This window comes from Serratia sp. X10, from assembly GCF_017811775.1.
GTDB lineage: Bacteria > Pseudomonadota > Gammaproteobacteria > Enterobacterales > Enterobacteriaceae > Serratia > Serratia ureilytica.
Genome location: NZ_JAEIOH010000002.1, coordinates 637,332 through 649,671 on the forward strand (window position 1 = coordinate 637,332; position 12,340 = coordinate 649,671).

General features: G+C 56.5%; 14 protein-coding genes. All 14 read right to left on the bottom strand.

Annotated features, from left to right (window positions below; translation table 11 throughout):
* Position 1: 1 nt before the first annotated feature.
* Positions 2-823 carry a type VI secretion system accessory protein TagJ gene (locus J9788_RS08385; protein WP_046896566.1) on the bottom strand — a complete coding sequence of 274 codons (822 nt, stop codon included), beginning with the start codon at positions 821-823 and terminating at the stop codon, positions 2-4.
* 15 nt (positions 824-838) lie between these two features.
* Positions 839-1,825, bottom strand: a complete 987-nt coding sequence (locus J9788_RS08390; RefSeq protein WP_182264253.1) for a type VI secretion system-associated protein — start codon at positions 1,823-1,825, stop codon at positions 839-841.
* A gap of 29 nt (positions 1,826-1,854) precedes the next feature.
* A complete protein-coding gene (locus tag J9788_RS08395) occupies positions 1,855-2,628 on the bottom strand; it encodes a PP2C family serine/threonine-protein phosphatase (RefSeq protein WP_033643559.1) in 774 nt (257 codons plus the stop codon).
* Positions 2,628-4,355, bottom strand: coding sequence for a type VI secretion system-associated FHA domain protein TagH (tagH, locus tag J9788_RS08400; RefSeq protein ID WP_182264254.1), 1,728 nt, complete (start codon positions 4,353-4,355; stop codon positions 2,628-2,630). The genes J9788_RS08395 and tagH overlap by 1 nt, the downstream gene beginning before the upstream one ends.
* A 529-nt stretch (positions 4,356-4,884) precedes the next feature.
* Positions 4,885-5,646 (bottom strand): DUF4225 domain-containing protein, encoded by a 762-nt coding sequence (locus J9788_RS08405; protein ID WP_182264255.1) that lies wholly within the window; start codon positions 5,644-5,646, stop codon positions 4,885-4,887.
* Positions 5,647-5,708: 62 nt separating this feature from the next.
* Entirely contained in the window at positions 5,709-6,062 is a 354-nt protein-coding gene (locus tag J9788_RS08410) for a T6SS amidase immunity protein Tai4 family protein (protein WP_046896722.1), read from the bottom strand.
* Between the two features lie 12 nt (positions 6,063-6,074).
* Positions 6,075-6,533, bottom strand: coding sequence for a T6SS amidase immunity protein Tai4 family protein (locus J9788_RS08415; protein WP_031299756.1), 459 nt, complete (start codon positions 6,531-6,533; stop codon positions 6,075-6,077).
* A 159-nt stretch (positions 6,534-6,692) separates the two neighbouring features.
* A complete protein-coding gene (locus J9788_RS08420; RefSeq protein WP_182264256.1) occupies positions 6,693-7,052 on the bottom strand; it encodes a T6SS amidase immunity protein Tai4 family protein in 360 nt (119 codons plus the stop codon).
* Positions 7,049-7,534, bottom strand: a complete 486-nt coding sequence (locus tag J9788_RS08425) for a type VI secretion system amidase effector protein Tae4 (protein ID WP_071796739.1) — start codon at positions 7,532-7,534, stop codon at positions 7,049-7,051. The genes J9788_RS08420 and J9788_RS08425 overlap by 4 nt, the downstream gene beginning before the upstream one ends.
* Before the next feature lie 58 nt (positions 7,535-7,592).
* A complete protein-coding gene (locus tag J9788_RS08430) occupies positions 7,593-8,075 on the bottom strand; it encodes a type VI secretion system tube protein Hcp (protein WP_004934962.1) in 483 nt (160 codons plus the stop codon).
* Between the two features lie 304 nt (positions 8,076-8,379).
* Positions 8,380-9,885 carry a type VI secretion system contractile sheath large subunit gene (tssC, locus tag J9788_RS08435; RefSeq protein ID WP_004934958.1) on the bottom strand — a complete coding sequence of 502 codons (1,506 nt, stop codon included), beginning with the start codon at positions 9,883-9,885 and terminating at the stop codon, positions 8,380-8,382.
* A gap of 3 nt (positions 9,886-9,888) precedes the next feature.
* Positions 9,889-10,425: a type VI secretion system contractile sheath small subunit gene (gene tssB / locus J9788_RS08440; RefSeq protein WP_046896570.1), complete on the bottom strand. Its 537-nt coding sequence runs from the start codon at positions 10,423-10,425 to the stop codon at positions 9,889-9,891.
* A 122-nt stretch (positions 10,426-10,547) separates the two neighbouring features.
* The gene (gene tssA / locus J9788_RS08445) at positions 10,548-11,579 is read right to left on the bottom strand and encodes a type VI secretion system protein TssA (protein ID WP_033643554.1); all 1,032 of its coding nucleotides are present in this window, start codon (positions 11,577-11,579) and stop codon (positions 10,548-10,550) included.
* 23 nt (positions 11,580-11,602) lie between these two features.
* Positions 11,603-12,322 carry a type VI secretion system-associated protein TagF gene (gene tagF / locus J9788_RS08450; protein ID WP_046896571.1) on the bottom strand — a complete coding sequence of 240 codons (720 nt, stop codon included), beginning with the start codon at positions 12,320-12,322 and terminating at the stop codon, positions 11,603-11,605.
* Between the last annotated feature and the right edge of the window lie 18 nt (positions 12,323-12,340).

Genomic DNA, 12,340 nt, shown 5'->3' on the forward strand with positions numbered 1-12,340 from the left:
GTCAGGCGCTCGCGTCGAAGCTCAACTGCCGCAGGCTGTGCAGCGGGAATTCGTCGCTTTCGCTGAGCCAGGTCTTCAGGCCCAGCCCCGCATAGTGGGCGCCGTCGCCCAGCGGTTGCCATTCGGTGCGTTTGCCGAGCAGCAGCGCGTCGTCGCTGTCTTCGGGCAGCGGGTAACGGGCGGGCAGTTGGCATACCTGTTCGCGGCCATCGGTCAGGCGCACCAGCGCATGGCTCCACACCAGATCGATGGCGCTCTGCGGCGCCTGGAACTGGATCGCGGCGATGTCGGCAAACGGCACCCAGTAGTAAACGCCGTTGAGCGCCAGCTCGCACACCGGCCCGAGGCGGCCGTCACCGTCGGTCAGCCAGTCGAAACTCAGTTGCCGCTCTTGGTCGCCTTCGGCCAGCATTAACCGCCCGGCGCCGGCCGGGGCGGCCTCCAGCGCCTCATCGCGCAGCGTCTGGGCCTGCTCGGCTGCCCCTTGCGCATCCTGATGCAGCGCCTGCACCATCAGTTTCAGCCAGGGATGCGCCTGCCGCAGCAGCGTCGGCGCGGCCGTGCCGGCAAATACCGCCTGGCGTTGCAACTCGGCGTTGACCGACTGCATCAGCAGCAAGGTGGTTGGTTGGGCGATCGGTTTCAGCGCCTGCCAGGATTTCAACTGCGCGTTGGCGCGCGTCCAGTTGCCGCTCAGACACAGCAGTTGCACCAGCGCGGCGCGCAGGTCGGCATCCGCCGGTTTCGCCTTGATATCGTTTTCGACGGCGGTGATGGCCGCGGCGATCGACTGGCCTTGCAGCATGCTTGCTAATGATTTCACAGGCTTTCCTTATAATCAGTGAGTGGCGCCGTTGACCGACAGGTAGCTGCCGCTGGCGGGATCGACCCGGTCTGCGGCCAACTGTTCCACCAGCTTGAAGGTCAGCGGGGCGGAGGCGCTCAGCAGCGGCTGCCAGGCGGTTTGCGCCTGCTGCACGCGCTGTTTGATCTTGGTCTCGTCGGCGGCGTCGACACGCGGCATTTCAACGATCGCTTCACCGTTGAACGCCCAGGCGTGCAACTGCGGTTCGAAGGTCAGCAGCAGGAAGCTGCCCGGCGCCTGCGGGTTGCCGCCCAAAATGAGCCGTTGGGCGTTGGCGCTGACGACGGTCAGCGCACGATCGCCGCCGTTGATCTTCGCCAGCGGGTAACCTTGCAGGAACCACAGCGTCGGCGAGAGGGTTTGCCCGCCGTGTTGCAGCGTGACCGCGCCGCTGCCTTGCAGCCAGCCGTCCTCGCCGCAGCGCAGCGCGTCGCCGGCGGGAATGAACAGCGCGCCGCCGGTGGCGTCGTCACCCCAGAAGGTGCGGAAGTGGCAGCCCTGCGGCAGGCTGAAACGCTGTGGCGGCGCGGTGTCCGCCTGCGCAGAGGTGACGGCCACCGCCGCAGGAATGGTCGGCGGCGGCGGGGTTTGCGGCTGCTCGGCGGTCTCTTGTTTGACCACCGGTTTCCAGCCGCGCGCTTTGGCGGCTTCGCCGGTCGCCAGTTTCTCACCGCGCTTGTCGGTCAGCGTCCAGGGCAGATGACCGGCTTTCGGACACTGCTTTTCCAGCAGATTGCCGACGCGGGGCAGGAAGTCGTTCAACACGGCCGGATCTTTGCCTTGCGCCGAGACGATGCGCAGCGGGATGCTTTTGCTGCACCAGCTTTCCGGATTACTGTTCTTGACGTCATCGATAAACACTTCCAGCTTCTGGCTGGGGGAGTAAACCAGGCGATAGTTCATCGCCTGCGCGGTCGGTACCGCCATCAGGGCGACGAGCCCCGGCATCCAGTATTTCATAGTGAACCTTGCTGTGAATGTGCGCCGACTCAGTCGCGGATGAGAAACCGTTCCGCATCCGCCAGCGAATGCAGCAGGGTGGTTTCCTGCGGTGAGCCAATCCAGACGGCGATAGCGCTGTAGTTATCGCTGTTATTGTTTTTCTTCCATGCCTGCTGCATCAGGGCGATCCACTCGCTGGGGGAGTTGACCATGTGCAGCGACTGTTCCAGTTCGGCCTGGCTGAAGCTGTGCCAGAAGCCGTCGGTGCACAGCAGGAAAACGTCGCCGTCTTCCAGCTGCAGCACGTCGCTGTAGGTGGCGTCGCGCTCTTCGTTGAGCCCCAGCGCGAAATACAGCAGGTTGCTGTTGATGCCGTTGGTCTGATAACCGGCGTCCTGCATCTGTTGGATCAGGCTGTGGTCGGTGGTGACGGCATGCAGGTAGCCGCGGCGGAACAGGTACAGGCGGCTGTCGCCGGCGTGCGCCCAGTAGGCCAGCTGGTAATCGCGATCGATAAACAGACTGACCAGCGTGGTGCCCATCTTGCTGTATTCGTCCGACTGCCGCTGTTGCTGGTGGATGGCGGCATTGGCGCGCGTAATGTGCTGACGAATGCTCTGGGCGTTCAGGTGCTTTTCGCCGTCGAAGTTTTGCAAAATGGTGTCGCGCGCCAGTTTGGCGGCGATATCGCCGCCCGGAAAACCGGCGATGCCGTCGCACACCACGAAGCAGGCGGCGCGGTTGCCGAGCACCTCGCCGGTCTGATCCTGGTTAGAGGCGCGGCCGCCCTGGTTGGAGGTAGAGGCTATGGTGATATTCATTACGCGTCCGGTTTGGTCTGTGAGTCTTTGTATTGATTCACTTCAACGTCATAGGCGTGCAGGAAGGCTTCGCCGAACAGGGTGTGGAAATCGTCCTCGATCTCGCCGGAGGTTTGCTGATAGTTCTTCACAAAGTAGTCCCACAGCGCGGCCTTGCGGTTGGCGGGCAGCGACAGACGCGGCGCCACGCCTTCCTTGCGCGCTTCCTCTTCGAGGCGCTCCGGGTTGAAGGACTGCAGCATGGCGGCGATGATGGCGCGAATGCCGGCGATCATCCCCAGCTGGTGCGCCTGTAGGTCTATCAGCGCGTCGCGCACCGCCTGCTCCGGCGGCATAAAGCCCGGCATCTGGCTGCCGAACATCTGCATCAGCACCGTTTTGCCCGAAGGCAGCAGCTTGAACGGGTTGTTGGCCTCGTCGAGGATCATGGTCATCTCCGCCTTCACGCCGCGCTTGAGGATCGAGCGGGATGAAAGCAGGGCGACGGTGCCCTGCGAGAACAGGCTCAGCAGGCGGCCGGCCTGGCGGATCTGTTGTTCGTCGAAATGCGGCTGCGGCTGCAGATCGTCGAGACCGATGCCTTGCAACAGCGCCGTCAGCAGCGGCCCCTCCAAGGTGTCGCCATTCGGCGCGGCGGCGTGCTGCCGCTGGGCAGACTGGTAGGCGACCGGATCGATGCCCAGGCGGTTGCCCTGGCGCGGACGCGGAGGTTGCGCAGGCGGTTCCTGCTGGCTGAACTGCGGCGCGGGTTGGGGTTGCGGCTCGGGTCTCTGCTCGGGCGGCGGCGTCGGTTGAGGGCGCGGCGCTTGCGGTTGCGCGGCGATCGGCGCCGGTGGTGGGGACGGCGGTTGTGGCGATTCTTCCGGCTGAGCCAGCGGCACGGCGCCGCCCATCAACAGCCCCAGCGGATCGTTGCTGTTCAGCGTCTCTGGCGAAGCGGGCGCGGATGAGCCGCCGAACAGCGCCAGCGGATCCAGCTCTTGTTCCGGTTGCTGCGCATTCTGGACGGCGGGGGCCGGGCGCGGCGGCGCAGCCTGCTCCGCCAGCAGCGCGCTGGGGGTGGTATCGGCCAGGATATGCTCACGCTCAAAAGTGGAGTCGGTGTTGAATAAGGCGGCCGGATCGGTTTGCTGTTGCTGCAATTGGCGCAGATCGACATCGCCCGCCAGCTGCGCCAGCGGATCGGCCGGGTTCAGCTCGCGAGCGGGGGTATCCAGCAGCGGATGATTGTCCGGATTGGCGATCGGCGGCGGTGTGACGGCGGCCGGCGCGTTCGGCGTAAATTCTTCCACCAGGCTGTCCCAGATTTCGTTGGGGATCGGCGCGGCGGATTTTTCTTTGGCGGCGGCTGCAGGGGCCGCAGCAGCGGCAACGGCCTTGGCCACCGGTTGAGCCTGCGGCGCGGCGTGCTGTTGCAGCGCGCTGACTTCAATCTGGTAATCGTCGATGCCGAGCACGTCGCCATCCTGCAGTTCAACCTGGCGGCCTCGTTCCAGCGGAATATCGTTAAGCAGCACGCGGGTGACGTTGCCGCGATTGGTGATGCGGCATTCGCCGTCAGAGGAAATGTGCACGATAGCCTGCAGGCGGGAAATGGCGCGCTCTTCGTCCGGCAGCACCAGGTTGTTGTCCACGCTGCGGCCGATGGTGCCGCCCGGCGGCAGAAAATCGCAACTGCTTTGCGGCGGAACCTGGCCGCTTTTATTTTTTACAATGGAAAATCGCATAAGGCATTCCTGCTGATTAGATCTTATGGCCAGACAGTGGAACTAGATAACTGGATGAGTTTGACTTAATTTCTTTCCTAAGAGAGATCTTTGAATGTGAGTGACTAATTTTTGGGGTTAACGCATTATATGATCGAAAACTTCAATGTAATAACGTGAGGCTGTATATGTCAGGTGATGTCTTTGCTATTATTTGCATTATTCTTAGTCTTTCTTTTGTAATAGAGGTTAGTTGGTAATTGAGACAGGTAAGTAAGGGCGAATATAATACTGGCGTACCACACCTCATCATAGTCTTGAAATTTTATATTGAGAATTGGATCTAGTATCTCAGAACCATAGTTAAATACTAAACCTTGGATGATGCTTGCAAATAAATTTACTATGGTAGCCATTACAAAAAGGGAATAGGATTTTTTATTGTTGGTTTTTTGTTTTAGGTGATAAAGCCCGACAAATACTAAGACTGACAGGAAAAAGTATAAAAACACAAATGAGTAAGAGTAGGTGGAAAGCGTGACGTCATCGATCACTGTTTTGTTTCCTCATCGATTAATTTGTAAATCCCATAGCCAGTTATGGCATTGGAAAAAACCTCTGCGCCTAATGGAAACGTGCCAAGCTTTTTCCATCCAATAATATAATCGCTATTTATGTGTTTAAACAACCGCCAAGAGTCAGGTCTTAATGACTTGCTAAATATACCGTACCCGGATAGTGAGATGTCAACGGAACTATAAACGATGTCAGCTTCATTTTTATTATAACCTAGATAGTTAGCCGCGTAGTGGTATGCCTCTCTTATACTGCCAATCTTATCTTTTCTGAAAAGTAAATAATAGCCACTTTCGTAAACATTATTTGCTCCTTGAGCCATTAACGGTACGCCAACGCCCCCGCAGGCCATGCCTGCAGAAAGTGCACAGGTTCCGATTCCGGCAAATATCTGAGAGCCGCCGCTGACAAAACCAACTTGTTTCATCACCAGGTTTGAAAATCTTTCTCTTTTTTCTTTTTTTATTGCGACAAAGAGCTTGGCTTTACCTGTATTAATGTTGAATTCTTGTTGTTTGAGGTTGTTGATTTCCTCTTCAATTATACTGATTGCTCCAGAGTAGGATGTGCAGTGTATACTGATATCCCTTTGTGCAAACTGAATAAGTTGGTCTATTTCCAGTGAGAAATTAGCTCTTGATTCGTTGGTGTATAGATACTGTCGTGAAAACGTTCTTGATAGTTTTTTGAGTTCATCGACAGATCTATCCAGATCTGCTTTTGTTTTGTATTGCATCAGGATTCCTTTCCTATTTTTCTAAACTAACATTTATTATATGTAAGGATGCGTATTTATTATCAGTTGTCGTCTTTCCCTTGGTACTTCTTGATGATGGCTTGTAACGCTTGGCTATGTACAAGATCGATGTACTTGGCCATCGTCATCGGCTCCCCAGACATGCTGTCATAGGGCTTTGCCAGAAATTCTTTTGCCAGCGCCCTGACGGCGGTATGCGCCTCCAGAGAATAATCGCCGAACTCCATGTAACCCCGAGCGGCGGCGGCGGCATCGTTTTTGACTTCTTTGGCTGAGTACCCCTCGGCGATACAAACGCTAAGCGCGTAGTTTTTGAGGTACTCGGCAGGGGAATAGTCAATTTCTGTCGCTGCATTGACGTTCAACGTTGCGGCGATGGCCACAGTCAGTGAGATTTTTTTCACTGATTATTTCCGAGGAGGATTTTCATTTACTCTGTCCGGATTGTCTTTCACCCAATTATCATTAGGGCGCTGTACATAATCTTTCGCAAGTTTATCAAGCTCTTCACTATGGTACATATCCATGCACTTCATCAAGTCTAAGCGGCTTTTCCCATCCTTAGCATTGTAATTCTTTTGCAAATACTGCTTTGTCAGCTTGATGATAGGGGATTCTTCATCACGAATTGCATAGTATGACCAAGCATCGATACCATTCGATGAGGCAATTGCATCTTTGCTAGCCTCTGGTGATGTCTTATAAGCGACGGAAATGCAGTAGGTTAGAGCAATATCCTTGTAGTTTTGCAAATAGCTTCTGTATGCCGCTTGCGGCGGCCAATTTTCAATCGACTCTTCTTGATTTTTCTGCGCTATAGCACAAGTGGCATATAGACAAAAAAAGGAGATAAGGATTTTTTTCATCTCAACACTCCAAAATCCGTATGGTTTGTGCAGAGTAATACATAACCAGCGCATGAGTATCTCAATGCTTGATGGCGAATACCCAGTGAAAATAATTAATAAAACTCTAATTTTCTTAAGTTGATGGTTTTATAAAATTGCAACTTACAATATTAATTATTAATTAGAGTAACGTTCGAAGATGGTTTTAGCCTCACTGGAACTCTGCAGCGAAAGACAATCTAAAGTATGATAACTTCCTTTAACTGAGCCTTGACTATTTTTATTTGCGTACTGTTCAGCCAGTTTTTCGCCTTGTTCGAATGCATCCATGGGGAGTTTACTGAATTCTAAATAGGCGGAAGCGGAACGGAAGGCATCTTGCTTGGTTTTTTCTGAGTCAGTAGATTTCCCAATACAGCGGCTAATCAGCCAATTTTCATAAATTTCGCTTTGAGGTAAGTTTTCTATTTTTATATCTTCCGCCAGCAACATAGGAGAAACGAGAAGAAGAGCAAGGGCGATGTGGGTAGTCTTCATTTTAATATCCAAAGTGATGCGACTTCAGGAACAAAAGATCCATTCTCAGGATCCCCCATGAAATGACAAGAGTCAGAGCAAATGTCACCGTTCCATAATGTGACATGTCCTCTGGCATTTCGCCAGCCATTTCCTTGTATAACCATTATCCCTTTTTTACCTGAGAATTTAGCTGGGGTAGGGGATTTCACCGTGATATCAGGCTTGCCGAAGTTCTTTTCTAAAAAGAGAATCATATCGTTAACACGATAAAGATACCATTTTTTATCTTTACCAGACACAGTCGCATAACCGGAGTTAGAGGGAATTGGTATGCCTGTATAGTTGAGTACATAACTCATTCGTATAGGACAAGCATTTTCAAAAATACCGTTTTCAATATTGCTTTCTACTTTTCCACCAATCAATGCACCCACTTTTTTTACATTGATATTGACTTCAGAAAAACGAATCCATGCGGGTCCAAATAGAGGTTTTTTCATCCTGACTCTCCATTGTATCCATGTTATGAACCCCCGGCCGTAGCCGGGGGCAGACAAATTAAGCTTCGCGGTTTTCCTTGATGTTCCAACCTGCGCTGCTTTCGGCGCCTTTGCCGCCTTTATCGCTCTGCTCCCAGTACTGCTGTTTCACTTTCGCCGCCTGGAAGGAGTAGGTGACGCCCACGGTGTCTTCGCCGCCTGCACCGGTGTACTGCACGGCGGTGACCAGCACGTCTTCCAGGGTGATTTTTGCGTATTCAACCTGGGTGCCGCCCGCCTTGCAAACCGACAGCTCAATCTTGGTCAGGTGTTTGCCGCTTGAGCAGTGTTTCAGCAAGGCCGGGGTTGACTTGTCGATCAGCGCGTTGACGTGCAGATCGTTGAAGCACACTTTGCCGGCGCCACCGCCGCCGCCAACGCCCATATTGCCTGGTTGAGAGGCGCCCCAGGAGAAAGAAGTAATGTCGGTCCAGCCTTTGTGATTCGAATCTTTGGATTCGCCGCTGGCACCTTCAACTTTCAGGAACATATCAATAGCCATAGTTTCTTCACTCTTTATTAAGGGTTAACAGTAGTATTAACGTTACGTTGAAAAACTCAGGTAATAGCAGCAGGAATTGCAAGTGTGGTAATGCATTACCAATTTATATCCTTGTGCCATGCACCTTCTTAAATACCGAAAACTATCGGTACGGGTTACCGAGCCACTATTAAGTGCTAATGGCTCAATGCTTAATTATTTCGCGTTATCTTGGTTCCACATGCGATCCGGGTTTTCTGCGATAGGCTGACGATGAGGTTAATACATCAGCCAGGCCGCGCGATCGCGGCCTGACTTCAGTCCATCAGGACGCGTCGTTTTGTTTCAGCGAAGGCAGCTTCGACACCAGGCGCAGGGAGACGGTCAGGCCTTCCAGCTGGTAGTGCGGGCGCAGGAAGAACTTGGCGCTGTAGTAACCCGGGTTGTCTTCAATCTCTTCCACCTGCACTTCCGCCGCGGCCAGCGGTTTGCGCGACTTGGTTTCCTGCGAGGAGTTGGCCGGATCGCCGTCCACGTAGTTCATGATCCAGTCATTCAGCCAGCGCTCCATATCGTCGCGCTCGCGGAAGGAGCCAATTTTGTCGCGCACGATGCACTTCAGATAGTGCGCGAAGCGGCAGCAGGCGAACAGGTATGGCAGGCGCGCGGAAAGCTGGGCGTTGGCGGAGGCGTCGGCGTCGTAGTATTCCGCCGGCTTCTGCAGCGACTGCGCGCCGATAAAGGCGGCGAAGTCGGAGTTTTTGCGGTGCACCAGCGGCATAAAGCCGTTTTTGGCCAGCTCGGCTTCGCGACGATCGCTGATGGCGATCTCGGTCGGGCATTTCATGTCCACGCCGCCGTCGTCGCTCGGGAAGGTATGGCACGGCAGGTTCTCCACCGCGCCGCCGGATTCCACCCCGCGAATGGCGGTGCACCAACCGAACTCTTTGAACGAACGGTTGATGTTGGCGGCCATGGCGTAGGCGGCGTTGGTCCAGGTGTAGTTGCCGTGGGTCGCGCCGTCGGTATCTTCTTCGAAGTCAAACTCGTCCACCGGATTGGTGCGGATGCCATACGGCAGGCGCGCCAGGAAGCGCGGCATCACCAGGCCCAGGTAGCGCGCATCTTCCGATTCGCGCAGGCTGCGCCAGGCGGCGTATTCGGTGTTCTGGAAAATCTTGGTCAGATCGCGCGGGTTGGAGAGCTCCTGCCAGGACTCCATCTGCATCACGCTTGGCGCGGTGCCGGCGATGAACGGGCAGTGCGAGGCGGCGCCGATCTTGGCCATTTCGCCCAGCAGCTCCACGTCCTGCGGGCTGTGATCGAAGTAGTAGTCGCCCACCAGGCAGCCGAACGGCTCGCCGCCGAACTGGCCATACTCTTCTTCGTAGATTTTCTTGAAGATCGGGCTCTGATCCCAGCCCACGCCTTTATAACGCTTCAGCGTGCGGCCCAGCTCCTGCTTGGAAATGCTCATGAAACGGATCTTCAGCATCTCGTCGGTTTCAGAGTTGTTGACCAGGTAGTGCAGGCCGTGCCACGCGCCTTCCAGCTTCTGGAAATCGTCGTGGTGAATGATCTGGTTGATCTGCTGCGACAGCTTTTCGTCGATTTCCGCGATCAGCGCCTGGATGGTGCGGTAGGCGTCGGAAGAGACGGTGACGGTATTTTCCAGCGCCTGCTGCGCCAGAGTTTTCACCGCGTTCTCGACCGCTTCTTTGGCCTGATCGGTCTTCGGCCGGAACTCTTTGTTCAACAGCGCGCTGAACTCATCGCTGGAAAAAGTCTCGGTGGTTTGCAACGCATTCTGTTGCTGAGGCGAGTTGCTCATCGATTAATCCTCACGCTCGTTGTTGTCATCGTTAACCGCCGGCTTCGGCGCGTCGGTCAGGGATTTCAGCAGCGCGGGGTTTTGCAGGATCTTGGAGATCAGCTCCTCGGCGCCGTTTTTACCGTCCATGTAGGACAGCAGGTTGGAAAGCTGGGTGCGGGCGTCCAGCAGATTGTCCAGCGCGTCGACCTTGCGGGCGATAGCGGCGGGGGAGAAGTCTTCCATGCTTTCGAAGGTCAGATCGATGTTCAGCTTGCCTTCGCCGGTCAGGGTATTGTCAACCTGATAAGCGACGCGCGGTTTCAGCGATTTCATGCGCTCGTCGAAGTTGTCGACGTCGATTTCCATGAACTTGCGCTCCTCCACGCTGGCTTGCGGATCGACCGTTTTCCCCACCAGATCCGCCATCACGCCCATCACGAACGGCAGCTGGATTTTGCGCTCTGCGCCATAAATTTCGACATCGTATTCAATCTGTACGCGCGGCGCGCGGTTGCGGGCGATGAATTTCTGCCCGCTGCGGGATTTCGAGTTTGACATGATTTACTCCATCTAATGGCGATTGGGAACGCGCCTCGTCCGGCTGGGAGAGTCAGGTTCTGATTCGGGTCTGCGCAGGGGCAGACGGTATCGGGTGTCGTCAAGAGAACAAAAGTCGGCGGCTAGCTGTTCTCCTCGTTGTCGGGGCGACCGAGAATGGTCTCCAGTTGGTTAAGCCCATCGGGCGCCAAATCGCGGACGATTTGCATAAAGTCCAGCGTAATCAGTCGCTGTACTCGATCGATCATCAGTGGCGCCGGGTGGCTTGGCTCATGAAGACGAAAATAGTTTTTCACCTTGTCCAGCATCAGCTGGGCGTCGTCGCGCGACTGGATCTGCGCGCTGCGCCAGTTGAGTGGGGCAGAGGCGCTCTGCACGGCTGCCGGTGGTTGCTCAGCGGCGGTTTCCTGTGTGGCGTCCGCTTCGGTGGCGGCCGGGGCCTCGCTCTGGCCGGCAAGCGCCACCAGCGAAAAGACCTTGGTCAGCGCGCTCATTTCCGGCAGCGCGCTTTCACCCAGATGGCGGGTGACTTCGCTGCGTATGGCGGCCAGGGTGTTGGCGATGTGCATCACCAGCGCGCCTTCGGGGCGATCCTGTTGCGCCAGCTCATCCTGCAGCCGTGCGCGGCCGCCGGGAAAGTTGGGGCACTCTTGCTTGCTGCCGTCGAGCAGGGCGCCGGCATCGCGCAGCGAGATTTCACCGGCGGCGCTTTTCAGCAGCGGCGCGGCGCGCACGCTGGCGGCCAGCGCGGCCTTGTCGCCAAGGTCGGCCAGCGCGTTGATGCGAAACAGCGGGTCGGCCTCGCCGTCGAACTCAAGCGGCGGCTGCAGGGCGTCCCAGTAGCGGAGTATCGCCTGGTGGATCAGCGTCAGCCCGTCGGCATAGCCCGGCAATCCGCGCAGCTGGGTCCAGGCGCGGGTGAGATAGAGCATGACGCGCAGGTCTTTGGTGCGCGCCAGCAACGAGCTTGCGAGACGCTCGACCTGCACCCAATCCGGCGCTTCTTCCGGAATGATGGTGCTGCCGAATTGCTGTTCGGCTTTGCCGGTGGCGGCGCGCGCCATGGCCAGAAAGTCGGCGTCGTATTCCAGGTTGTCGCCGCAGGGCGTATCCGCGTCAACCGGGGCCAGCAGGGTATCGGTGTCGATAGCCATAAGATTTCCTTCAACGAGCGATGTTAATCAAACATTTGCGGGTACTGGCCGCCGCGGCCGGGGCGCGCCCAGCCGTTGGGTTCGAACAGCAATGAAAACAGCTGCACGGTGAGGTTGCCGCTGTGCACGTGGGTATAGAGCGGGTGCCCATCGGCCTGATTGGTCCACCAAAAGCTGGTGTACTGCGCCGGATCGAAACAGTCGGCGGCCTGCTGCCAGCCGAGGCCAGGTACGCCCGGATGCTGGAAACCGATAATCGACAATATCTCGGAGTCCGCTTCCGCCGGCGGGCTGGGCAGCGCCGGGATCGCCTGCAGCGTGCGGTCGATCTGTTCGGCGGAGAAGCCGTTGCGCACGCCGTTCAGCAGGGTATGGCCGAGCTGTTGGTACCAGCTCGCCGCCATGTTCAGCTGTTGCGGGCGCCAATCCTGTTGGCTGAACAGGCGCAGCGCGCAGATGGGGTAACGCCGCCCGACGCGGTCGCGCGCCGGCAACAGGCAGCCCATCTGCACGTACTGGCTGCCGAGCGTGGCGGGGATCACGAAGTTCCACACCGGCGCGTTGCTGAACGGGTGATCGTTTGGCCCCTGCGCGTCGCGCTGCAAATTCACCAGCCCGTTATGGAACCAGTGGGCCCAGTTGTTGACCACCGGGTCAGGCAAACGGCGTTGCAGGAAGTCACCGGCGGAAGGAAGTTTGCCGTACCAGCCGATGCTCGTCGGGGCGCTTGAATCAGTGCTCATGGTCATGTCCTTTCGGGG